The following is a 23,481-nucleotide window of genomic DNA, read 5'->3' as shown; positions in this document are numbered from 1 at the left end:
CGGAATCGACCCCGTCCCCGGTGGAGGTGACCCCCCGATGGCCACGCGTGCCTCCTCAGGTGGTGCTGGGCGCAAGAAGCCCGCCGCACGCAAACCCGCGGCGAAGAAGCGCATGCCCGACGGGCCCATCGCCTATGTGGTCACGCTCTTCGGCCAGTTCCTGCTGGTGGTGTGGAAGGTCATCGCGCACACGGTGGGCGGGGCGGCCCGCGCGGTCGGACGCAGCGCGCGCGGTCTCGACCCGGACCTGCGCCGTGACGGGATCGGCCTGATCCTGCTGGCCCTGGGGATCCTCGTGGCCGCCGCCGTGTGGTGGCAGAGCGAGGGCCCGCTGCTGGAGGCCACCCGCTTCGTGGTGGTCGGTGGCTTCGGCACCTTCTCCCCGATCCTGCCGCTGCTCTTCCTGCCCATCGCGGTCAAGCTCATGCGCACCCCGAGCACCAGCAAGGAGGGCGACGCGGGACGGCTGTTCATCGGGGTCACCGCGATCATGCTCGGCCTGCTCGGGCTCATCCACATCGCCCACGGCATCCCGCAGCCCGTCGATGGCATCGAGGGGCTCCAGGACGCGGGCGGCGTCATCGGCTTCGTCGCCTCCGGCCCGCTCAGCTCGGTGGTCACGCCCTGGATCACCGGGCTCCTGCTGGCTCTCATCCTGGTCTTCGGCATCCTCGTGGTGACCGCCACCCCCATCCGTCGCATCCCGGATCGCCTCCAGACCCTGTTCGGCGCCCTCATGGAGCGCGACGCCGGCCCCGACGCCGGGATCGGCCTCCTCGGTGCGGACCAGGAGACCAAGCCCAAGCCGCGCAAGCGCAAGCCCAAGGCGCAGACCTCCGAGGCCCAGACCGTCGCGGGGGACCACGAGCGCCCCTACGACAGCCCGGTTCTGCCCAGCGAGCCCGAGAAGGGGACGATCGCCCCCGCCCTCACCGACGAGGAGGAGGCCGGGGCCGCCGAGGCGAAGAAGCCCGCCCGCAAGAAGGCCAAGGCCCCGCCCCCCGACCCCACGCCGCCGCCGGTCACCACCGAGCAGCTCTCCATCCCCTCCCGTGTGGTCGAGGGCGACTACGAGCTGCCCGCCCCGGCCATGCTCAAGCCGGGCACCCCGGTCAAGCCCCGCACCCAGGCCAACGACGATGTGGTCGCGGCCCTGAGCGGGGTCATGCAGCAGTTCAAGATCGACGCCGAGGTCACCGGGTTCACCCGGGGGCCGACCGTCACCCGGTACGAGATCGAGCTCGGCCCGGCGGTGAAGGTCGAGAAGGTCACGGCGCTGTCCAAGAACATCTCACTCGCGGTCAAGAGCGCCGACGTGCGCATCCAGTCGCCCATCCCCGGCAAGTCCGCGATCGGTGTGGAGATCCCCAACACCGACAAGGACATAGTGAGTCTGGGCGACGTGCTGCGCTCCTCGGCGGCCACCTCGGACGACCACCCCATGCTGGTGGGCCTGGGCAAGGACGTCGAGGGCACGAACGTCGTGGCCAACCTGGCCAAGATGCCGCACGTGCTGGTCGCGGGTGCCACCGGCGCCGGTAAGTCCACCTGTATCAACGGGCTCATCACCTCCCTGATGATGCGCGCCACGCCCGACGAGGTGCGCATGATCCTGGTCGACCCCAAGCGGGTCGAGCTGACCATGTACGAGGGCATCCCCCACCTGATCACCCCCATCATCACCAACCCGAAGAAGGCCGCCGAGGCCCTCCAGTGGGTGGTGGGGGAGATGGACCGCCGCTACGACGACCTCGCGGCCTCCGGGTACCGGCACGTCGACGACTTCAACGCCGCCGTGCGCACCGGGGAGCTCACCGCCCCTCTGGGCAGCGAACGCGTCTACGAGCCCTACCCCTACCTGCTGGTGATCGTCGACGAGCTCGCCGATCTCATGATGGTCGCCCCCCGCGACGTCGAGGACGCGGTCGTGCGCATCACCCAGCTGGCCCGTGCCGCTGGAATCCACCTGGTCCTGGCGACCCAGCGACCCAGTGTCGACGTCGTCACCGGCCTGATCAAGGCCAACGTGCCCTCGCGGCTGGCCTTCGCCACCTCCAGCCTCGCCGACAGCCGCGTCATCCTCGACCAGCCCGGCGCGGAGAAGCTGGTCGGCAAGGGCGACTCGCTCTTCCTCCCGATGGGCGCGGGCAAGCCCATCCGCCTCCAGAACGCCTGGGTGGCGGAGAAGGAGATCCGGGGGATCGTCGACCACTGCAAGAAGCAGTCCGAGCCCAGCTACCGCGAGGACGTCGCGGTCGTCGACACCAAGAAGAAGGAGATCGACGAGGACATCGGCGACGACATGGACCTCCTGCTCCAGGCGGTCGAGCTGGTCGTCACCACCCAGTTCGGGTCCACGTCGATGCTCCAGCGCAAGCTCCGGGTCGGCTTCGCCAAGGCGGGCCGCCTGATGGACCTCATGGAGAGCCGCGACGTCGTCGGCCCCAGTGAGGGCTCCAAGGCCCGCGACGTCCTCGTGCAGCCCGACGAACTCGCCGCGGTCCTCACCGACATCCGGGGCGGATGAGAGTGAATCCCCGTCCGTGACGCCCGATTTGGCTCGTTCTTGAGGCCTTCATGGGGCGTGGTGACCTGCGTTGTCCGTGTCCTAGTAGCAGAGTGGGTAGACGTAGGCACAGACAGTCGCGGGGGGAGTGCGCATGGCGACGATCGGCCAGACCCTGTCCGCCGCACGAATCGCGGCGGGTTGCTCCTTGGAGAACCTGAGCACACGTACACGCATCCGTATGCAGGTCCTGAGAGGTATCGAGAACGAGGACTTCGTCCCCTGCGGTGGGGACTTCTACGCTCGCGGGCACATCCGGAGGATCTGCAAGCTCTTCGGCCTGGACCCCGAACCGCTCCTGGAGGAGTACGAACGGGAACACGCCTCGCCTGAGAAGGCGGCCTTCATCCCCCTGCCCCGGCACCCTTCGGCACAGCCGAAGGCCGCCAGGGTCGCCGCCGCACAAGGGGGACGGGCCCACACCGGGACCGACGAACACGAGGCGCCCCAGAGCGCCCCCCGCAGTTTCGGGGACGAGGAGGCGGACCCGGAGCAGCGAGCGGAGAACTGGGGTCACTTCGAGCGCAACCAGCGCCTCGCCCGGCCGCCACGGCGCAACCGGCCCAAGGGGGCGTCGGCCACGGCCGGGGCCGTACCGGGGCCGCGCTCGCCCGGCAGGCACAGCAGGCCGCAGAGCCCGCCTCCCGGCCCTGGGCCGGGAGCCACCCGCGCCAACGTGCCCCGGAGCGGTGTCAGCGGCACCCGGACACGCCGCGCGGAGGCCGTCCGGAGGCACTGGCCCTGGGCCGTGGTCGGACTCATCCTGATCGCTGCCGTGTTCGTGGGCGTCCGCACCTGGCAGGGCTGGGACGAGGGCAACCCCGTCCGGACCGCCTTCGAGTCGGCGCGGGCGAGCGGTGAGGACGGGGTCGACTCGGCCCTGCGCCCGAACGACGCCCCGCCCGTTCCGGTCGAGCGCGCCGAGGCCGCCGAGGACACGGCACCCGTCGAGGCGGAGCCGGTCGAGTTCACCGTCTCCCTCTCGGCCGCCGACCGCAGTTGGATCGAGGTCAGCGAGGTCGACGGCGAGGCGCTCTTCACCGGGTTCCTCCTCGAGGGCGAGGCCCAGGAATTCACCACCGAGGAGCCGCTGAGCCTGTGGGTCGGCAACGCGGGCTCGGTCAACGTGACCGTGGACGGCGAGGACCACGGCCCCAGCGGACAGATCGGCGAGGTCCGGGAGGTCACCATCGGCGCCGAGGGCCTGGAGGACTGACGGGCGCTTCCACGGCGCGGCTCGGCACCACGTGAGACGAGGCCGGGGTACGGGCGGGTAGGTCAACCACGGTAGTGTGGGGGGCTGCGGGCGGCGACATTCGACGCCTTCGTGCGAGCACGACCCGACCGGTACCCCGGCCTTCGGCCGCGCCGCGCCCCGCAGTACCCGTAGCTCTCCCACACGCTTGGAAGCCATGTCATCGCGCCGTACTGTCTCACTCGTCACCCTGGGGTGTGCGCGTAACGAGGTCGACTCCGAAGAGCTCGCCGGACGCCTTGCCGCTGGCGGCTGGGACCTCGTCGACGACGACACCAAGGCCGACGTGACCGTCGTCAACACCTGCGGGTTCATCGACGCCGCCAAACAGGACTCGATCGAGACCCTGTTGGAGGCGGCCGAGGGCGGCGGGAAGGTCATCGCTGCGGGCTGTATGGCCGAGCGCTACGGTTCCGAGCTGGCGGACGCCCTCCCCGAGGCCAACGTCATCGGGTTCGACGACTACGCGGCCATCACCGACCGGCTCGACGACGTCGTGGCCGGGCGCACGCTGGTGCCGCACGACCCGCGCGACCGCCGCACCCTGCTGCCGATCAGCCCCTCCGAGCGCGACGCCTCCCAGGTCCACGTGCCCGGGCACGCGGCCTTCGCTGACTCCCAGGGCGCCGAGGGCACCGAGCTGCCCTACCGTGCGGCCACCCCGCGCCGCCGCCTGACCGGCGGCCCGGTCGCCAACCTCAAGATCGCCTCCGGCTGCGACAGGCGCTGCACCTTCTGCGCCATCCCCGCCTTCCGGGGCGCCTACATCTCCCGCCAGCCCGACGAGATCGTCCGCGAGGCCGAGTGGCTGGCCAGCGAGGGCGTGCGCGAGGTCTTCCTCGTCAGCGAGAACTCCACCTCCTACGGCAAGGACCTGGGCGACGTGCGGGCGCTGGAGAAGCTGCTGCCGCGCCTGGCCGCCGTCGAGGGCCTGGAGCGGGTCCGGGTCAGCTACCTCCAGCCCGCCGAGGTGCGCCCCGGCCTGGTGGACGTGCTCACCACGACCCCCGGTGTGGTTCCCTATTTCGATCTCTCCTTCCAGCACGCCAGCGGCCCGCTGCTGCGCCGCATGCGTCGCTTCGGTGACCGCGAGCGCTTCCTGGAGCTGCTGGAGACCGCCCGCAAGGGCGCCCCGGAGGCCGGAGCGCGCTCCAACTTCATCGTCGGCTTCCCCGGCGAGACGGAGGAGGAGTTCCAGGAGCTGGTGGCCTTCCTCAGCGAGGCCCGCCTGGACGCCATCGGCGTGTTCGGCTACTCCGACGAGGACGGCACCGAAGCCCTGAACCACGAGGGGAAGGTGGCCGAGGAGGTCGTCCAGGAGCGCGTGGACACCCTCAACCGCCTGGCCGAGGAGCTCATGGTCCAGCGGGCCGAGGAGCGGATCGGTACCGAGGTGACCGTCCTGGTGGAGACCGTCCTGGAGGACGGCGCCTACGAGGGGCGCGCCGAGCACCAGGCGCCCGAGGTCGACGGCAGCACCATCCTCTACGGCGAGGGCCTGGCCGTCGGCGACCTCGTGCGCGCCACCGTCATCCAGTCGATGGGGGCCGACCTCGTAGCTGAGCAGGACGGGGAAGCCGCCGACAGATGAGCACCAACGACCCCGCGGCCTCGCCCGCCCCCCAAGCTCCACTGTGGAACATCGCGAACATCCTCACGATGAGCCGCCTGGTCATGGTGCCGGTCTTCGTCTGGTTCATGTTCCTGGACGGGCTCGGTTGGCAGCTCGCCGCGTTCGCCGTCTTCGTGGTCGCCGCCATCACGGACCGCGTCGACGGCGAGCTGGCCCGACGCCGGAACCTCGTCACCGACTTCGGCAAGATCGCCGACCCCATCGCGGACAAGGCGCTGACCGGAGCCGCGCTGATCGTGCTCTCCATCCAGGGTGACCTGTGGTGGTGGGTCACCGGCGCCATCCTGCTGCGCGAGTGGGGGATCACCGCCCTGCGCTTCGCGGTGCTGCGCTACGGCGTGATGCCCGCCAGCAGCGGCGGCAAGCTGAAGACCGTCCTCCAGATCGTGGCGATCAGCATCTACCTGTTCCCGCTGCAACTGCTGCCCTTCACCGACGTGTTCACGTGGATCGCGCACGGAGTCATGGCGGCCGCCCTGGCCGTCACGCTCTGGACCGGCCTGACCTACGTGGCCGACGCCGTCCGCCTCGTGCGCGCCAAGGGCGCGAACGGCGGGGAGTAGGGCCGTGGGCCCGGCGGGGGAGGAGACCCGGATCGGGGGAGAGGCGCTGGAGGCCGCGCGGGCCGCCCACCGCGTCCTCCTGGAGGCCGGGGCCACCGCCGCCACCGCGGAGTCCCTCACCGGCGGGCTGATCGGCGCCCACCTGACCGCGGTCCCCGGTGCCTCCGCCACCTACCGGGGCGGAGCCGTCACCTACGCCACGGACACCAAGTCCTCCGTCCTGGGGGTCCCCGAGGGCCTCCTGGCCGAGCACGGAGCCGTCCACCCCGACGTCGCCGTCCACATGGCACGCGGGGCGCGCCGCCTCACCGGAGCCGACTACGGGCTCGCCGTCACCGGTGTGGCCGGGCCCGAGCCGCAGGACGGACAGCCCGTGGGGACCGTCTACGCCGCGGTCGCGGGACCGGGCTCACACACACGGGTCCTCCGGTTCAGTTTCACCGGGGATCGTTCGGGTATCCGCCTTGACACGGTCGAGGGTGCGCTGAGGCTCCTGAGGACCGCCGTTCGCGGGGACGTGACGGGAAACGCCCGGGCCTGATCCCTCCGGCTGGTCCACCTCCCCCGGGGCGCGGGAACAAAACCACCCCCGGACGAGGTTCCCCCTCCAGCGAACAGGACGGCAAGAGGTGCCCGAATTGGGCGTGGGGCAGGTACGGTGTTGTATATGAAGGTCGTTACCGGTGGGAGGGAGCGCGAATGATGGTCCTGCTTCGTCACCTACTTGGTGACGTGCTCAGGCGGCTGCGCCAGCGCCAGGGTCGCACCCTCCGTGAGGTGTCGGCCGATGCACGGGTCTCCCTCGGATACTTGTCCGAGGTCGAGCGGGGACAGAAGGAAGCCTCCTCCGAGTTGCTTTCCTCGATCTGTGGGGCCCTCGGGGTCCCGCTCTCGCAGGTCCTCAGGGAGGTCTCCGACCAGCTGGCCCTGGCCGAGCTCCAGGAGGCCGCACTGCTGGGCGACGCGGTCACGAACGACCCCGTTCCCGCGCAGGACCTCGGCATCGCGCCCGTACCGGATCGTGTTCCCCAGGTCGCCGACATGGCCGGTGTGTGACACCAGGCCCCGCGCGCTCACGCCAGCGCGGACCGTAGTCCTCGTTCAGGAAGCCGGTCACCCCTCGGGGTGACCGGCTTCCTGTGTGCTGGGCGGCGCCCCGGCGGGGCGTCCGTCACCGGTGGGTGTGGTTGACCCAGGACTCGGGGTCCTCGGCCAGCACACGCACCTGTTCGGGAAGTTCGTTGGTGACCAGGTGCTGGAGGTTGACCCCCTCCAGGATGGAGCGCTCACTGGCGCGCAGGGCGATCCACACCTGTTGCAGGCTGCGGGCGGCCCCGTCGTAGTCGACGTGCTCGGGGCGTTCCCCGCGTACGTTGGCGAGCGGTCCGTCGACCGCCCGGATGATGTCGGCGAGGGAGATCTCCGCCGCTGGTCGGGCGAGCCAGTAGCCGCCAACGGGGCCCCGTTGGCTGCGTACCAGACCGGCACGCCGTAGCTGGGTGAGGATGTTCTCTAGGAATTTTCCGGGGATGGCCTGCGCGCGTGCGAGCTGCTCGGCCGTCACCGGACCGTCGCTGGCGACAGCGAGCTCTGCGGCCGCGCGAAGCGCGTAGTCGACCCGGGCTGAAAGGCGCATGCTGTGATTATGCCGTGGTTAGAAGGGCGAATGGGGCACCGGGCGCCGACGAGTGTTGCCGGCGGCCGGGGTGCTACACGCCAAGGGTACTTCTCCTACCGACTTTCGAGGACATGGGTGATGTTCGCCATCGCGTCGGAACCGGAGAACACCCTCGGCCCGGTCCCTGGTAGCGGCGGGGACCGGGCCGAGGCGGGGCGTACGGGGTGGGTACGCGTGGGAGGGGCGGCGGACGGCCGTCCTACCGGGCGGCCTCCAGCGCGCCCGTGGAGCCCAGGAGTTCGGCGGCGCTGAGCCCGTTGACGTGGGCGGCCCCGTAGGTGCTCACGTAGGCGCCGCAGTCGGGGCGCCAGATGGGGAGCCCCATCTCCACCACCACAGCCTGCGGGCGGGCGCTGAGCAGGGCGTTGACGAACGCCTGGGCGGTCGGGTACCGGTGCGCGTCGCGCACCACGACGACCAGGTCGCGGTCGGAGGCGGCGGCCAGCACGGCGGCGGGCTCGTCGGCCTCGGGCGCAACCCGGACGGTGTCGCTGAACCACGGACCCAGGCCCCACGGCACGTCGCCGACGGCCACCCCCGCGGGGGCGTCCACCTCGACCACGTACGGGTTCTCCAGCGGCGGGATGTCGCCGTCCACGCGGGTGGCGCGGCGGGCCCCGGTCAGACCGACCCGCTCGGTGTCCCCGGCGTCCGCGCGGTTCTCGGCCGAACTCCGGATCCACTGGCGCAGTCGGGCGTTGCGGTCGGCCGCCTCCTCCAGACGCTCACCGGTCAGGCGTCCGTCGCCGACGGCCTCGACCAGCGCCGTGCGGACCTGGGCGACCTGGTCGGCGTACACGAACCGGCCCAGGCAGAGGAGGTCGCACCCGGCGGCCACGGCGAGCACGCTGGCCTCGGGGATGCCGATCTCACCGCTGACCCCGCGCATGTCCATCGCGTCGCTGACCACGACCCCGTCGAACCCGAGCTCCCCGCGCAGCAGATCGTTGAGCACGGCCTGGTTGAGCGTGGCCGGGCCGTCGCCGCCACCCAGACCGGGCAGTTCGATGTGCGCGGTCAGGATGGAGCGCACACCCGCGTCGATGGCGGCCCGGAACGGCAGCAGTTCGCGACGGTGCAGCAGGTCCGCGTCGGCCTCCACACGGGGCAGGGTGTGGTGCGAGTCCTGGGAGGTGGCTCCGTGGCCGGGGAAGTGCTTGGCGCACGCGGCCACCCCGGCCTCCTGGAGACCCCGTACGGAGGCGGCGGCGTGGCGGGCGACCAGTTCGGCGTCGGCTCCGAAGGAGCGGGTGCCGATCACCGGGTTGTCGTCGGCGACGTTGACGTCCACTGAGGGGGCCAGGTCCAGGTTGAAGCCCAGGCCGGAGAGCTGTTGGCCCAGCGCGCGCAGGGTGGCCCGGGTGAGGTCGGGGTCGTCCACCGCGCCCAGGGCGGCGTTGCCGGGGTAGTCGCTGCCCCGGGCCTGGCCGATGCGGGTGACGTCGCCGCCCTCCTCGTCCAGGGAGATCAGCGGGGTGTCCGTGGCCTCGCACAGGCTCGCGTTGAGAGCGGTGACCTGCTCGGGGCTCTCCAGGTTGTTGTGGAAGAGACAGACGCCGGAGATCCCGTCCGCCAGCCCGTCCAGGATCCATCGGGGGGCATGGAGGGACTCGAAGGGCACCAGCAGCGTGGCGTTGGCCAGACGCTCCAGTGTCGGGTCGTGCGGCATGACGAACTCCGTTCGGTGAGCAAGGGTGCCCATGGGAGGGCAGACGCGTAGCGGGGATGGTGTGGTGTGACGGCCGGTGTCGGGCGGTCAGCCCTTGACAGCCCCCATGGTCAGGCCGGAGACCATGCGGCGCTGGACGAAGAGGAAGAAGATCATCACCGGGATGGTCAGCAGGGTCGAGGCGGCCATGATCGGACCCCACTCCGTGCCGAACCGGCCGAAGTAGTACGAGAGGGTCAGCGGCAGCGTGTAGTTGTCCGTGCTCCGGCCCAGGAAGGTCAGGGCGACGATGAACTCGTTCCACGCCGTGATGAACGCGAAGATGCTGGCGGCGACCAGACCGGGTGCGACGAGCGGCATGAGGATGCGCCAGAAGATGGTCCAGCCGCTGGCGCCGTCGATGGCCGCGGCCTCCTCCAGCTCCTTGGGGACCGCGGCGACGAAGCCCCGCAGCATCAGGATGGTGATCGGCAGGGACACCGCGGTGTAGACGATCAGCAGCCCGGAGAGGTTGCCGAGCAGCTGCATCCCGGTGGCTTCCGAGAGAGACCGGAAGTTGATGAAGATCGAGATGATCATCGCTTCCATCGGCACCATCTGGATGACGATGAGCAGCATGATGAAGGCGGAGCGGAGCTTGAACCGGAACCTGGCGACGGCCACCGCCGCCAGCAGGGAGAACAGGGCTCCCATGGTCACGGCGCCGAGGGTGACCAGGAGGCTGTTGGCGAGGAAGGTCCCGAAGTTCACCCCGGGGATCAGCTGGCCGTTGATCACCCGGTCGAAGTGGTCGAGCGTGGGGGCCTGGGGGAACAGCCGCTGGTCCCGCGTGAAGATCTCGCCGGTCGGCTTGAAGGCCGTGGAGACCATCCAGTAGACGGGGAAGACCGAGAACAGGAAGACGGCGATCCCGGCCAGGTAGAGGGGGAGGTCGCGCAGACGGCGCAGGGGGCTGCGGCGGTGGACGCGCCGCGGGCTTCCGGGGCCGTGGGAACCACCGGAGGAGGAACCGGCGGCGGTCGTGGTCCGGGCTGTCTTGTCGACGGCGGTCATCGGGTCTCCCCCTGGCGGATCATGATGCGCAGGTAGTACGCGGTGACGGCGAGGATCATGACGGTCATGACCACCGCGATGGCCGAACCCATGCCGTAGTTGGCCGGGCTGGCGCTGAACCCCTGCTGGTAGATGTAGTAGGAGAGCAGGTAGACGTCCTTGTTCTGGAAGCTGTTCGCCAGGATGTACAGCTGCGTGAACACGCGCAGGTCCCAGATGATCTGGAGGACCAGCAGCAGCGCGAACAGCGGCCGCAGCATCGGGAAGGTGACGTTCCAGAACGACTTCCAGGCGTTCGCGCCGTCCATCCGGGCGGCCTCGTAGAGCTCGGACGGGATGCTCTTGAGCCCCGCGAGCACCGACACCGCGACAAACGGGAACGACTGCCAGACGATCACCATGATGAGGATGCTGAACAGCGACAGCGGTTCGAGGAACCAGTTGTACTGGAGCCATCCGTCGCCGACCAGCCAGTTCGGGAGGCGGTCGAGGACGACGTTGACCAGGCCGCGTTCGGGCAGGAACAGCCACCGGAAGACCAGCGAGGCGCTCAGGGCCGGCGTGGACCAGGCGAGCATCATGCCGATGGCCACGAAGGTGGAGAACCACCTGGGCAGCTTGTGCAGCAGGATGCCGATGAGCGTCCCCAGCACCATGGTGATGCCGACCATCAGGACGCAGACGACGACCGTGTTGCGCAGGATCGACCAGAACGAGGGGTCGGTGAGCAGGCTCTGGTAGTGAGCGAAGTTGTTCCACTCCGGACCCGGCTGGTTGGGCATCAGGTTGCGGGTGGTGAAACTCGTGAACGAGTACCAGACCATCTGCACGATCGGCCAGAGCAGGACGACCGCGAGCAGGATCACCGACGGGATGATGAGCAGGTACGGGATCGGCTTCGGCCGCCTGGTTCGGGCGGGGGCCTGACCTACGGCGTCGTCCGGTTCGGCTGACGCTTTGTCGACGGTTCTCGGCATCGGCTTCTCAATCGGGGCGGGTTCGACCGTGGAGGGCGGGCGCGGTGCCCGCGCCCGCCCTCCACGGCTGTGCACAGAAGGGACGGGCTCTTTACTCGACCGGCTCGTTGAGGATCGTGGTCAGCTGCTCGTTGGCGCCTTCCAGGACCTCCTCGGGGTCGCCGCCCCGCACGATGTCGAGCACGGCGCCGGGCAGGATCTTGTTGTCCAGGTCGGCGGCGTTCCAGCGCGGGGTGCTGGGGAAGAAGCGCGTGTTCTGCATGCTGGTGGCCGCGGCGGAGCGGGCGGGGTCGTTCTGGTACTCGTCCGCCTCGAGCAGCTCCGGGTAGGCCGGGAAGAAGCCCGCGACGTCGGCGTAGGCCTTGCCGCCCTCCTGGTCGCCCAGGACACCGAGCAGGTCGAAGGCCTCGTCCGGGTACGAGGTGAGGCCGAAGACGGTCAGGGCCGAACCGCCCGCGAAGACCGGGGCGATGCCGTCGGCGCCGGGGATCGGGGCGGAGGCGATGTTCTCCAGGACCTCCGGGTCCTCGGCCTGCTCCTCCATGGAGCCCAGAGCCCAGCCGCCGTCGATGTACATGCCGAGCTGGCTGTTGGCGATGTCGGCCAGCGCGACCAGCTCGGTCTCACCGACGTAGCTCTGCGGGGAGACGCCGTCCGTGGTGAGACCGGCGTAGAACTCGACGGCCTCGACGGTGGCGGGATCGGTGAGCCTGCCGGTCCACTCCTCGCCTTCCTGCTCGGCGATCTCACCGCCGTTGCCCCAGATGAAGCTGGCGATGCCGTTGGTGAAGTCGGTGGGCGCGGCGAAACCGGGGACATCGTACTCCTCCTCGATGGCCTCGGAGACCTCGATGAGCTCGTCCCAGGTCTCGGGGGCCTCGTGGCCGATCTCCTGGAGCCAGTCGGCGCGGTAGTACAGGGTGCGCACACCGGAGAACCACGGGATGCCGTACTGGACGCCGTTGTAGGTGCCGTACTCCAGGGCCTCCTGGTCCATGTCGGCGGCGGGGGCCCACTCGCCGACGTGGTCGCCGATGTCGAGCAGGGCACCCTGGGAGGCCCAGCTGGAGACCTGGTCGTTGCCGACCTCGAGGACGTCGGGAGCGTCGCCGCCCGCGATGGCGTTGGTGATCGACTCCTGGGCGTCGCCCCACGGGATGAACTCGACGTTGACGGAGGTGTCCGGGTACTGCTCCTGGAAACGGCTCTCCGCCTCTTCGAAGTAGGCGACCAGCTCGTCCTGGGAGGTACCCATGACCCACACGGTCAGGGAATCGGGGGTCTCGCCGGAAGCGTTGCCGTCGCCACCGCCGCAGGCGGCCGCGAGCATCACCACGGCCGAGGCCAGGGCGATCTTGGGGAACCTCATGTGAACGTATCTCCCTTCGCACGTCGCCGGGCTCGGCGCCTGTGCTCGAAACGACCTGGGATCATGAACGGACCCGGGCGCCTCGACGTCTCTTATGGGGGGTGTGCTGGGACAGCACTGGTTGTGGCCGCCCCGCCGGCGCGGGAACCGGTGGCCCGAATACAGCCTCGGACCTGCCGGGACGTGACCTCCTGTGAGGTTGTCAGCTAAATTAACAGGAAACTTTCCTAATAAAAACAGGGTGAGGTGTCACGGTTATGTCTCAACGTCCGGGGACTCCCCGGCTGCTGCGCCAGCTCAACGATCGCGCGGCACTGGAACTCCTCTTGTCCGGCGGTCCTCTGACGAGGACCCAACTCGGAACGAGGACGGGCCTGTCCAAGGTGACGGCCTCCCAGCTCCTCTCCCGGCTGGAGGAGCGCGACCTCGTACGGGTCGTCGGCAGCCAGGCCGGGGGCAGGGGGCCCAACGCGGCCCTCTACGCGGTTGTTCCGGAGAGCGCCTACGTGGCGGCCCTCGATGTCAGCGCGGGGCGGGTCACCGCCACCATCGCCGACATCACCGGCCGGATCATCAGCGACGTCACGGTCGACCCCAGCGCCTCCGACGACCCCGTCGCGCTGGTGCACACCGCCGTGATGCGGTTGGCCGAGACCGCCGAGGTCCCCCTCGACAAGGTCCGCGCCTGTGTGATCGGCACGCCCGGCGTGGTCGACCCGCGCACCGGAGACATCCGGTTCTCCTTCGACCTCATGTCCTGGCACGAGGGGGTCCTGGAGGCTCTGCGCACCGACCTCAAGCGCTCGGTCATGCTGGAGAACGACGTGAACCTGGCCGCGCTGGCCGAGTACTCCGAGGGCGCGGCCGAGGGCGCGGACGAGTTCGTGCTGATCTGGCTCAGCGCGGCGGGCGGAGTCGGCATGTCCACGATGATCGACGGCCGCATCCTCCGGGGCCGCTCCGGAGGCGCGGGGGAGATCGGCTACCTGCCGGTGCCCGGCGCCCCCATGCCGGTCGACGTCGGCCTGTCCGGAGGGTACGAGTCCCATGTGGCCCAGGGCGACCGGGAGCTGCCGCACGGCTTCCAGGCGCTGGTCAAGGCCAAGCAGGTGGTCCAGCTCGCCGCCGAGCACGGCATCCTCGGCGACGACGTCACCGAGGTCGTGGCGGCCGCTTCGGGCAGCGACAGTCCCGAGGGCGACGCCTTCCTCGACGCCTTCGCCGACCGGCTGGCCCGGGGCGTGGCGGCGGTCAGCGTGATCATCGACCCGGGGCTGGTGGTCCTGGGCGGCGACGTCGCGAAGGCGGGCGGTCCCAGGCTCGCCGAGCGGGTCCAGGCGGCCACCGCCCGGATAGCCCCCAACGTCACCGAGGTGGCCATGGGCACCGTCGAGGGCAGTCCGGTGGTGCGGGGCGCCCTCCTGCACGCCCTGGAGCGCGCCCGCGACGAGGTCTTCTCCTCGACGGTCTGAACTCCGCCCGCCGCCCGCGCGCCCCGGCACCCTCACCCGCCGGGGCGCGCGGCCGCGTCCCCAACCAGCGCTGGCCTCCTCGGGATCGGCAGTCCTCGGAGTGTCAGTCCTCGTCGGTGTCGGGACCGAAGGAGTCGATCACCGCCTGGAACTCGTCCTGGTGGTCGCCACGGAGGTCCGCGGGGAAGTTGAAGCTGATCCGGTAGGCGATCCCCCGGTTGTCGTCGCTGACCTCGCGGGTGAACATCCACCGCTCCGGGGAGTCGCGCTCCTCGTGACGGAACAGCACCTCGTAGACGGCGCTCCGGACCCCGGCCCCCAGCTCCTCGGTCTCCAGCCGCTGCTGTCGGACGTCGCTGAAGTCCTCGTCCTCCTGGAGCAGCTCCTCCATCCGCACCATGGAGCCCTCGGCGTCGCGGACCAGGAAGTCGTACTCGGTGGCGATGACCGTGGCGGTCGCGTCCTCCTCACCGGTCCCCAGCTCGTAGGACGACAGGCGGGTGGCCGACTCGCCGCCGCCCTGGAGGTCCCCGTCGCGCACCACCCAGTCCTGCGGCATGACGAGTTCGACCACGCCGTCACTGAGGCGGACGAACCCCTCGGGAGCGTCGTCGGAGGGCTCGGGGTCGTGGTCGGTGGCGGAGTCCGAGGGGTCACCGCTCGGCTCGGGTGCCGGTTCCTCCAGGGACGCGCTCCCCGCGTCGGGCCCGTACCCGCTGTTCAGCAGAGCCGGGAGGGTGAGAACGCCCATCACCAGCAGGGCCGCGAGCGCGGCGGCGCCGATCCACAGCGGAGCACGGGAACGCCGTGGGCGGGCGGCCGGGGGAGTCGGTGGCGCCACCGGTGGCGCCTGGCGCACGGGGGGCGCATGGGGGCCGGAAGCCTGGGAGTCGAGCAGCGCCAACGCCCGCTCCGGGAGCAGGCGCCGCCGCGGGTCCCGCACCAGCAGCCCGTTCACCACGGCGGCCACCGGGCCACGGGCGGGCACCTGTGGGACGGGCTGCGTGAGCACCGCGGTGAGGGTCGAGGTGAGCGTGTCCCGCTTGAACGGGGAATCCCCGGCCAGCGCCGCGAACAGGGTGGCTCCCAGACTCCACAGGTCCGAGACCGCGCTGGTCTCGTCGTCCTCCAGCCGTTCGGGAGCCGCGTAGGCGGCCGTGCCGAGAATGGTCCCGGTGCCGGTCAGCGCCGTGCCCTCGTGGTCGGGCAGGTTGGCGATGCCGAAGTCGGTCAGGACCGGCCGGGCACCGCCCTCGCTCAGCATGATGTTGGCGGGCTTGACGTCGCGGTGGATCACCCCGGCCCGGTGGGCGGCCCACAGAGCGCCCAGCAGGGGGCGGGCGATCCGTTCGACCTCGGCCTCGGGCAGGGGGCCCGCGCGCCTGAGCCGCTCCCGCAGCGACTCACCGTCCAGCAGCTCCATGACGATGTACGTGATCCCGCCCTCGTCCAGGACGTCGTGCACGGTCACCACCGACGGGTGGGAGACACGCGCCGCCGCCTGGGCCTCGCGCACCATCCGGGCGCGGGCGCGTTCACGCTCACGAGGGGGCATGTCGTGGGGGAGGTGGACCTCCTTGACCGCCACCTCCCGGTTCAGGCCGGTGTCGTGGGCGCGCCACACCGTGCCCATGGCCCCGCTGCCCAGCTCCCCCAGGAACGTGTAACGACCGACCGACCCGCGCGGGGAGGGCTGGTTGAGGTTCGCGGTGGGGCCCGAGGGGTCCGGGGGATCGGTGGGGTGCATGGACCCATTCTCTCAAAACCGCGAAGCGGGACGAAAGCGAAGGTGGTCCTCCCGGGACAGGTGCGGGCCCGCCCGTCAGCCGTCCCCGAGCGGCCGCGCCATCGCGAGCCTGGGGCGGACCATGATCCCCGCCCGTTCCTCGGCCTCCCACTGCCGCTCCAACTCGGGGCCCCACTCCGCCCGCGGCAGCTCCTCGAAGCCCCGACACGCGTACCAGGGGCCGTTCCAGGGCAGGTCCCGGAAGGTGGTGAGGGTGACCCGCCCGTGCCCGTCCTCCCGCGCGCGGGCGCAGACGGCCTCCAGGAGCGCCCCTCCGATCCCGCGCCGACCGTGGTCGGGGTGGACGGCGAGCTGTTCGAGGTGGACGGCGCCGTCCAGGGTGACCGTGGCGGCCAGGCCACACACGCCCTGGCCGGTGACGGCCACCAGGACCCGCTCCACGTGGTCGAGCATCTCCCGGGGGTCGTCCGGCGGGAGGTCGAGCCCGGCTTCGGCGAACAGCGTGTCCGCGGCCAGGGACACCTCCACCAGGGCGTTGGTGTCCTCGGGCCTCATGGGACGGATGACGAGTGGCAAGGCCACCTCCTGCGTGCGGATTCGTGCGAACGAGGGTGATCCTCGCGCACCACCCGGCTCCCATGCCAGTGGATTCCTCCGCACTCAACGCCGCAGCCGCAGCCCCTTCGGGGTGACGTGGAACCCGGCCGAGACCAGGGCCGTGTCCACCGGGGTGCCGAACACCTCCGCACCGTCCGCGCGTTCCACCGTCAACGACTCCACGGCGCCCGAGAGCACCAGCTCCGCCACCGTGCGGGCCGCCCGCCCCAGCAGCGCCGGGGTGGAACCGAAGGTGAGCACCGACCGGCCGCCCCGACCCACGAACAGGGTCAGCCGACCGCCGTCCAGCACCACCAGCGCGCCCGCCACCCGGCCAGGCCGGTGGGACGCCTCCACACCCGCCGAGCCCGCGGGCCAGGACAGCGCGGCACCGTACGGGTTGGCGGGATCCGTGGCGGCCAGCACCACGGGCGGCGTCGGACCGCCGGGCTCCTCATCGGACAGCGCCCGCAGCCGGTCCACCGCGCCGGGCAGCGCGAACTGCGCACCGCCCAACCCCTCCACGAAGTAGCCGCGGCGCACCCGACCCGCCTCCTCCATGGAGCGCAGCACCCGGTACTCGTCCGAGGAGATGCCCCGCCCCTGCTGCCCCTTGAGCAGGATCCCGTCACGTTCGAGCCGCGCCTCCACCCGCGCCAACGTGCGGCGGGTCGGGTCCGGGTCGGGGACCGGCAGGGCCGACCAGCGGCCCGCCGCCGTGGGGGGACCGGACCGCGTGGGCATGACCGGGCGCCGCCGGGCCCGGGAGGAGCCGCTCCGCGTGACGGGGCCCGCTCCCAGCACGGCACGCAGCGGGGCCAGGGTGTCGTTGGTGACGCACCCCGCCCACACCAGTCGCCACACGGCCGCCACCAGGTCCGCGTCGGAGACCACCGCCCCGTCCATGGCGCGGGCGACGCGGTCGGACACGTCCCGGAAGAACAGCGCCCCGCCCTCCCGCAGCACCCCCAGGACGGTCTCGGCGAGCGAACCCTCCTCCGGCGGGACCGGATCGGGCAGCAGCAGCGGAGCCTCGTCCGCCGGGACCAGCGTCAACCAGCCGTCCTCACCCGGCAGTGCCCCGGTCCCCGCCCACACGACCTCCCCGGCCTGGGTGAGCGAGTCCAGGGCCACGGGGGCGTAACCCTCCACCCTGGTGGCCAGCACCGTCGACTCCAGGGACGAGGCCACCAACGGGGCACCGCGCAGCGACTCCACCGCCTCGAACACCGCGTCCGGTCCGCGCAGGCGCGCGTCGGGGACCGCCCGCTGCCACAGCGGCGCGAACCGGGCCAGCGCCCGGGGCTCGACCGGCTCGACCTCCCTGCGCAACCGGGCGACCGAACCCCGCCGCAGACGGCGCAGCACGTCGTCGTCGCACCACTCGGTACCGCTGCCGCCGGGCCGGAACCCGCCCCGGGCCACCCGGCCGCGCCCGGACAGCTCCCGCAGGGCGCCCTCCACCACCTCACGGCCCAGCCCCAGCCGTCCGGCGGCCTCCGCCGAGGTGAACGGCGCGTGCGTGCGCGCGTACCGGGACACCAGGTCCACCACCGGCTCCGCCACCGGTTCCAGGAACACTTCCGGGACCCCGGGCGGCGGCTCGGCGCCCAGGGCGTCGCGCAGCCGGGCCGCGTCCTCCACCGCGCACCACCGCTCGGCCCCGGCCACCCGCATCCGCACCACGCGACCGGCGCCCTCCAGCTCCTCCAGCCACTCCCGCCGCGCACCCCGCTCGACCGCCTCGGCGGTGGTCAGCGGCCCCACCTCCCGCAGCAGGTCGGCCGCACCCTCCAGGTCCCGCACCGGTGCGGCGGTCCGCTGCAACAGGGCGTCGGTGTGTTCCACCACCTCCGGATCCAGCAGCTCCCGCAGGTCCGCGCCGCCCAGCAGGTCCGCCAACAGCGACGCGTCCAGGGTGAGCGCCTGCGCGCGCAGTTCGGCGGCGGGGGCGTCCCCCTCGTACAGGAAGGCCGCCGTGTACTCCATCAGCAGCGACCGGGCGAACGGCGAGGCCTGCGGGGTCTCCACCTCCACCACCCTCATCCGGCGCGCCCGGACGTCGGTGAGCACCTCCGCGAGCGCGGGCACGTCGAACACGTCCCGCAGACACTCGCGCACCGTCTCCAACACGATCGGGAACGACCCGTAGCGGCCCGCCACCGACAACAGGTGCTGGGCCCGCAACCGCTGCTGCCACAACGGCATCCGCCGGTCCGGGCGCTGGCGGGGCAACAGCAGCGCCCGCGCCGCGCACTCGCGGAACCGGGACGCGAACAGCGCCGACCCGGTGAGCTCGTCGGTGACCACGGCCTCCACGGTCTCCGGGTCCAACGACACCAGGTCGGCCAGCTCACCCGCCCGCAGAATGCCGCCCGACTCCACGTCCGGCAGCCGCAGCACGATCCCGTCGTCACCGTGCACCACCTGGGCGTCCGTCCCGAACCGTTCCCGGGCCCGACCGGCGATCGCCAGCGCCCACGGCGCGTGCACCCGGGCCCCCAGCGGTGAGTGCACCACCGCGCGCCAGTCGCCCACCTGGTCGCGGAAGCGCTCGATCACCACCGTGCGGTCGTCGGGCACGCTCCCGGTCGCCTCCCGCTGGTCGGCCACGTACTCCACGAGGTTGTCGGCGGCCCAGTCGTCCAGCCCGGCGGTCGTGGCCAGCTCACGCCCCGCCACCTGGTCGCGTTCGGCAAGCTGACGGGTCATCGCGCCCACCGCACGGCCCAGTTCCGCCGGGCGGCCGAGCGCGTCCGCCTTCCAGAACGGCATCCGACCCGGCCGTCCCGGTGCGGGGGAGACCATCACGCGGTCAGCGGTGATCGCCTCGATCCGCCACGAGGTCGAACCCAGCACGAACACGTCGCCCACACGGGACTCGTAGACCATCTCCTCGTCCAGCTCACCGACGCGGGTCGGCGCCCTGCTCGTCGACTCCGAGGCCAGGTGCACTCCGTACAAGCCCCGGTCCGGGATGGTGCCGCCGCTGATCACCGCCAGCCGCTGAGCGCCCGGCCGCGACCGCAGCACGTCCTCGTCCCGGTCCCACACCAGGCGCGGGCGCAGCTCGGCGAACTCGTCCGAGGGGTAGCGGCCCGACAGCATGTCCAGCACCGACTCCAGTACCGCGTCGCTCAGGTCCGCGAAGGGCGCCGCGCGTCGCACCAGCGCCGCGAGCCCGGGCACCGTCCAGTCGTCCATCGCCACCATGGCCACGACCTGCTGCGACAGCACGTCCAGGGGGTCGCGAGGCATCTCCAGCCGTTCGATCCCGCCCGCGCGCATGCGTTCTGTCACCACGGTGGTCGCCAGCAGGTCGCCCCGGTACTGCGGCAGGAACACCCCGCGTGAGGTCTCGCCCACCTGGTGGCCCGCGCGGCCGACCCGCTGGAGGCCGCTGGCCACCGACGGGGGAGCGGCCACCTGCACCACCAGGTCCACCGCGCCCATGTCCACCCCGAGTTCGAGGCTGGAGGTGGCCACCACACACCGCAGCCGCCCCGCCTTGAGGTCGTCCTCGATGAGCTCCCGCTCGGCCTTGGACACGGAGCCGTGGTGGGCGCGCGCGATCACCGGCGCCCCGCCCCGGCTCTGCTCGGACTGGCCGATCACCTGGGCGGCCACCTCCTCGTCGGGGAGGGTTCCGTCGACGCGTTCGGCGTGGAGGTCGTTGAGCCGGGCACACAGCTTCTCGGCGGTGCGGCGGCCGTTGGTGAACACGATGGTGGAGCGGTTGGCCTCGACCAGATCCAGCACCCGGCGCTCCATGTGCGGCCAGACCGAGCCCCGGCTCATGGTGTTGCCCGCGCGCGGGTCCGGGGACAGGCCCTCGGCCGTGGCGGCCGGGCTCCCGGGTTCGTCCAGATCGGGCACGGACGCCTCCACGCGCAGATCCATGCGGGGGGTGTCCGGCGGGGCCACGATCACGGCGCCGCCGGTTCCGGTGGCGCCCTGACCGGTGCCGCTCAGGTAGGCGGCGACGGTCTCCCTCGGACGAACCGTGGCGGACAGGCCGATCCGCTGGGCCGGGCGGTCCAGCAGGGCGGACAGGCGCTCCAGGCTCAGTGCCAGGTGGGCGCCGCGCTTGGTCCCGGCCAGGGCGTGCACCTCGTCCACGATGACCGTCTCCACCCCGGAGAGGCCCTCACGGGCCCTGGAGGTCAGGACCAGGAAGAGGGACTCGGGTGTGGTGATGAGGACGTCCGGGGGATGGGTGGCCATCCGGCGCCGCTCCTGGGCGGGGGTGTCGCCGGTGCGCACCCCCACGGTGACCGGTGACAGGACCTCCCCACCGCCCTCGGCGGCCGTGGCGATCCCCGCGAGCGGCTGGCGGAGGTTGCGCTCCACGTCCACGGCCAGGGCCTTGAGCGGCGACACGTACAGGACCCGGCAGCGCTTCGAGCGGTCCGTCGGCACCGGGGCGTGGGTGAGCCGGTCCAGGGACCACAGGAAGGCCGACAGCGTCTTGCCCGAGCCGGTCGGCGCCACCACCAGTGTGTCCCGGCCGGAGGCGACCGTCCGCCAGGCCTCGGTCTGGGCGGCCGTGGGCCCGTCCGGGAAGGCCCGACCGAACCAGGCCCGGGTCGCCGTGCCGAAGGGTGCCAGGGGGTCGGTCGCTCCGCTCATCGCACCAGTCTGCCCAAGGGGTCCGACAGATCGCCGCAGGACACCCGGGACCGCGGACCGGCGGGAACTCGTCCTGTGGACGAGGCCCAGCGGCTCCCTCCGGTCACCCATACTGGGGCCGATGAGACTCACTGTTTTCTGGCACAACATGCACGCCCAGTTCGGCGAGGCCTACGCGGACAGCCTGGCCAAGGACTACGTCATCGAGAAGCTCGGCTCCCGTACGGTCAACCAGGCGCTGGCCGACGGGACCTCGGCCAAGGAGGTGTGGCGGGCCGTGTGTGACGCGTTCGACCTTCCCGCCTCCGTCCGCTGAGCCGGCCTCCTCCCCACACACGTAAAAACCGAGACGCCGGGGGTTCGTACCGGATTTCGAACATGAGTTCGGGTAGTCTGGGTTCTCGGTGGGCGGACGTGGAGCGTCGCGATTGTCGTACCGACCGCGTAGCGTCATGCGCATCATGAAGAAAAAGGCATCAACCCAACAGGGGAATCCCGTGGCATCTGGAGACCGAGACAAGGCTCTCGAAACAGCGCTCGCGCAGATCGAGCGGCAGTTCGGCAAGGGCTCCGTCATGCGGCTGGGGGACGACGACCGTCCGCCGATCGAGGCGATCCCCACCGGCGCCATCGCGCTGGACGTCGCCCTGGGCATCGGAGGCCTGCCCAAGGGCCGGGTCGTCGAGGTCTACGGCCCCGAGTCCAGCGGTAAGACCACCGTCGCCCTGCACGCGGTGGCCAGCGCCCAGAAGATGGGCGGCATCGCCGCCTTCGTCGACGCCGAGCACGCGCTCGACCCCGAGTACGCCAAGAAGATCGGCGTCGACACCGACAACCTCCTCCTGTCCCAGCCGGACACCGGTGAGCAGGCGCTGGAGATCGTCGACATGCTCATCCGCTCCGGCGCCGTCTCGATCATCGTGATCGACTCCGTGGCGGCCCTGGTGCCCCGCGCCGAGATCGAGGGCGAGATGGGCGACAGCCACGTCGGCCTCCAGGCCCGGCTCATGTCCCAGGCGCTGCGCAAGATCGCCGGTGCCCTGCACTCCACCGGCACCACCGCGATCTTCATCAACCAGCTCCGCGAGAAGGTCGGCGTCATGTTCGGCTCGCCGGAGACCACCACCGGTGGCAAGGCGCTGAAGTTCTACGCCTCGGTCCGCCTGGACGTACGCCGCATCGAGACGCTCAAGGACGGCACCGACGCGGTCGGCAACCGTACCCGCGTCAAGGTCGTCAAGAACAAGGTCGCGCCGCCCTTCAAGCAGGCGGAGTTCGACATCCTCTACGGTGTCGGCGTCTCCCGCGAGGGCAGCCTCATCGACCTGGGCGTGGAGCACGCCATCGTGCGCAAGTCCGGCGCCTGGTACACCTACGACGGCACCCAGCTCGGGCAGGGCAAGGAGAACGCCCGGAACTTCCTGCGCGAGAACGTGGACGTGGCCAAGGAGATCGAGAAGAAGATCAAGGAGAAGCTGGGCATCCCCGGACAGGGTGACGACAGCGCCTCCAGCGCCTCCAGCCCCGCCGAGCCCAAGGCCGACCCGGTCAAGGCCGAGGAGCCCAAGGCCCCCGCCAAGCGCGCCGCGGCCAAGACCACCAAGGCCGCCGCCCCGGATGCGTGAGCGGCGCCGGTCACCCGACCGCACCGGACCGGCCGAGGCCGATCCGGTGAGCGCCGACGAGGAGACCGCTCCGGGCGGGCAGCCCGGAGCGGACCTCGAGAACAAGGCCAGGAACCTGGTCCTGCGGATGCTCACCCACTCACCGCGCACCCGGGCCCAGCTGGAGCGCTCCCTGCACCGCAGGGAGTACCCGGACGAGGTGGTGGAGGGGGTCCTCAACGGCCTCGACGAGGCCGGGCTGATCGACGACGCCGCCTTCGCCCAGGCCTGGGTCACCTCCCGGCAGTACGGCAGGCACCTGTCCCGCCGTGCCCTGACCCAGGAGCTGCGCACCCGGGGAGTGGAGGAGGAGACCGTCCGTGAGGCGGTCGCCGAGGTCAGCGACGAGGACGAGCAGGAGGCCGCCCGCGCGCTGGCCCGCAAGAGCCTGCGCGGGAGCCGCAGCAAGGAGAAGGAGGCCCGCGTCCGCCGTGCCCTGGGCGTCCTGGCCCGCAAGGGCTACCCGGGGGGCCTGTCCTACCGCATCGTCCGTGAGGAGATGGAACAGGAAGGCCTGGAGGCCGACCCGGACCCCCCCGACTTCTAGCGCCCACTCAGCAACCCCGCCGAACCCGTGGCACAGGCGGGCAGGGCCGTTTCGGCCCGGGG

At 71.5% G+C, this 23,481-nt stretch carries 18 protein-coding genes; 10 read left to right on the top strand and 8 right to left on the bottom strand.

All coding sequences use genetic code 11. From position 1 onward, the window contains the following. The first annotated feature begins 37 nt into the window (after positions 1-37). The 6 genes from BDW27_RS01125 (at position 38) to BDW27_RS01100 (ending at position 7,073) form a co-directional block, all read left to right on the top strand. Positions 38-2,527, top strand: coding sequence for a DNA translocase FtsK (locus tag BDW27_RS01125; protein ID WP_110047851.1), 2,490 nt, complete (start codon positions 38-40; stop codon positions 2,525-2,527). 133 nt (positions 2,528-2,660) lie between these two features. Further along, positions 2,661-3,782, top strand: coding sequence for a helix-turn-helix domain-containing protein (locus tag BDW27_RS01120; protein ID WP_199560507.1), 1,122 nt, complete (start codon positions 2,661-2,663; stop codon positions 3,780-3,782). Between the two features lie 196 nt (positions 3,783-3,978). Further along, the gene (rimO, locus tag BDW27_RS01115) at positions 3,979-5,412 is read left to right on the top strand and encodes a 30S ribosomal protein S12 methylthiotransferase RimO (RefSeq protein ID WP_017546360.1); all 1,434 of its coding nucleotides are present in this window, start codon (positions 3,979-3,981) and stop codon (positions 5,410-5,412) included. Further along, entirely contained in the window at positions 5,409-6,017 is a 609-nt protein-coding gene (pgsA, locus tag BDW27_RS01110; protein WP_017546359.1) for a CDP-diacylglycerol--glycerol-3-phosphate 3-phosphatidyltransferase, read from the top strand. Before rimO ends, pgsA begins: the two co-directional genes overlap by 4 nt. A 4-nt stretch (positions 6,018-6,021) precedes the next feature. Further along, the gene (locus BDW27_RS01105; RefSeq protein WP_110047849.1) at positions 6,022-6,558 is read left to right on the top strand and encodes a CinA family protein; all 537 of its coding nucleotides are present in this window, start codon (positions 6,022-6,024) and stop codon (positions 6,556-6,558) included. Between the two features lie 158 nt (positions 6,559-6,716). Beyond that, complete coding sequence (locus BDW27_RS01100) at positions 6,717-7,073, top strand: helix-turn-helix domain-containing protein (RefSeq protein WP_017546357.1); 357 nt, start codon at positions 6,717-6,719, stop codon at positions 7,071-7,073. Positions 7,074-7,188: 115 nt separating this feature from the next. Here BDW27_RS01100 and BDW27_RS01095 read toward each other — a convergent pair whose 3' ends face one another. From BDW27_RS01095 to BDW27_RS01075, 5 genes are all read right to left on the bottom strand, one after another. Next, positions 7,189-7,653 carry an Rrf2 family transcriptional regulator gene (locus BDW27_RS01095; protein WP_026129576.1) on the bottom strand — a complete coding sequence of 155 codons (465 nt, stop codon included), beginning with the start codon at positions 7,651-7,653 and terminating at the stop codon, positions 7,189-7,191. A 241-nt stretch (positions 7,654-7,894) separates the two neighbouring features. Beyond that, positions 7,895-9,364: a glycoside hydrolase family 3 protein gene (locus BDW27_RS01090; RefSeq protein ID WP_110047848.1), complete on the bottom strand. Its 1,470-nt coding sequence runs from the start codon at positions 9,362-9,364 to the stop codon at positions 7,895-7,897. Between the two features lie 87 nt (positions 9,365-9,451). Further along, on the bottom strand, positions 9,452-10,417 hold the full coding sequence (locus BDW27_RS01085) for a carbohydrate ABC transporter permease (RefSeq protein ID WP_110047847.1): 966 nt from the start codon (positions 10,415-10,417) through the stop codon (positions 9,452-9,454). After that, a complete protein-coding gene (locus BDW27_RS01080; protein WP_017546353.1) occupies positions 10,414-11,394 on the bottom strand; it encodes a carbohydrate ABC transporter permease in 981 nt (326 codons plus the stop codon). Before BDW27_RS01080 ends, BDW27_RS01085 begins: the two co-directional genes overlap by 4 nt. A 91-nt stretch (positions 11,395-11,485) precedes the next feature. Next, positions 11,486-12,763 carry an extracellular solute-binding protein gene (locus BDW27_RS01075; RefSeq protein ID WP_110047846.1) on the bottom strand — a complete coding sequence of 426 codons (1,278 nt, stop codon included), beginning with the start codon at positions 12,761-12,763 and terminating at the stop codon, positions 11,486-11,488. A gap of 257 nt (positions 12,764-13,020) precedes the next feature. On the opposite strand from BDW27_RS01075, the gene BDW27_RS01070 reads away from it, so the two are divergent. Continuing rightward, positions 13,021-14,235 (top strand): ROK family transcriptional regulator, encoded by a 1,215-nt coding sequence (locus tag BDW27_RS01070; protein ID WP_110047845.1) that lies wholly within the window; start codon positions 13,021-13,023, stop codon positions 14,233-14,235. Between the two features lie 103 nt (positions 14,236-14,338). On the opposite strand, the gene BDW27_RS01065 is transcribed toward BDW27_RS01070, so the two are convergent. From BDW27_RS01065 to BDW27_RS01055, 3 genes are all read right to left on the bottom strand, one after another. After that, positions 14,339-15,982, bottom strand: a complete 1,644-nt coding sequence (locus tag BDW27_RS01065) for a serine/threonine-protein kinase (protein WP_110047844.1) — start codon at positions 15,980-15,982, stop codon at positions 14,339-14,341. 75 nt (positions 15,983-16,057) lie between these two features. Beyond that, positions 16,058-16,537 carry a GNAT family N-acetyltransferase gene (locus BDW27_RS01060; RefSeq protein WP_110047843.1) on the bottom strand — a complete coding sequence of 160 codons (480 nt, stop codon included), beginning with the start codon at positions 16,535-16,537 and terminating at the stop codon, positions 16,058-16,060. A gap of 105 nt (positions 16,538-16,642) precedes the next feature. Then, positions 16,643-21,208 carry an ATP-dependent helicase gene (locus BDW27_RS01055; protein WP_110047842.1) on the bottom strand — a complete coding sequence of 1,522 codons (4,566 nt, stop codon included), beginning with the start codon at positions 21,206-21,208 and terminating at the stop codon, positions 16,643-16,645. A 121-nt stretch (positions 21,209-21,329) separates the two neighbouring features. Here BDW27_RS01055 and BDW27_RS01050 point away from each other — a divergent pair, with 121 nt between their 5' ends. From BDW27_RS01050 to BDW27_RS01040, 3 genes are all read left to right on the top strand, one after another. Beyond that, entirely contained in the window at positions 21,330-21,524 is a 195-nt protein-coding gene (locus BDW27_RS01050) for a DUF3046 domain-containing protein (RefSeq protein ID WP_026129574.1), read from the top strand. Between the two features lie 136 nt (positions 21,525-21,660). Beyond that, complete coding sequence (recA, locus tag BDW27_RS01045; RefSeq protein ID WP_233515579.1) at positions 21,661-22,833, top strand: recombinase RecA; 1,173 nt, start codon at positions 21,661-21,663, stop codon at positions 22,831-22,833. After that, positions 22,826-23,419: a regulatory protein RecX gene (locus tag BDW27_RS01040; RefSeq protein ID WP_110047840.1), complete on the top strand. Its 594-nt coding sequence runs from the start codon at positions 22,826-22,828 to the stop codon at positions 23,417-23,419. Before recA ends, BDW27_RS01040 begins: the two co-directional genes overlap by 8 nt. Positions 23,420-23,481: the final 62 nt, after the last annotated feature.

The sequence above is a fragment of the Nocardiopsis sp. L17-MgMaSL7 genome (genome assembly GCF_003182025.1).
GTDB classification, from domain to species: Bacteria; Actinomycetota; Actinomycetes; order Streptosporangiales; family Streptosporangiaceae; genus Nocardiopsis; species Nocardiopsis prasina.
This window is presented reverse-complemented; position numbering and strand designations above follow the sequence as displayed.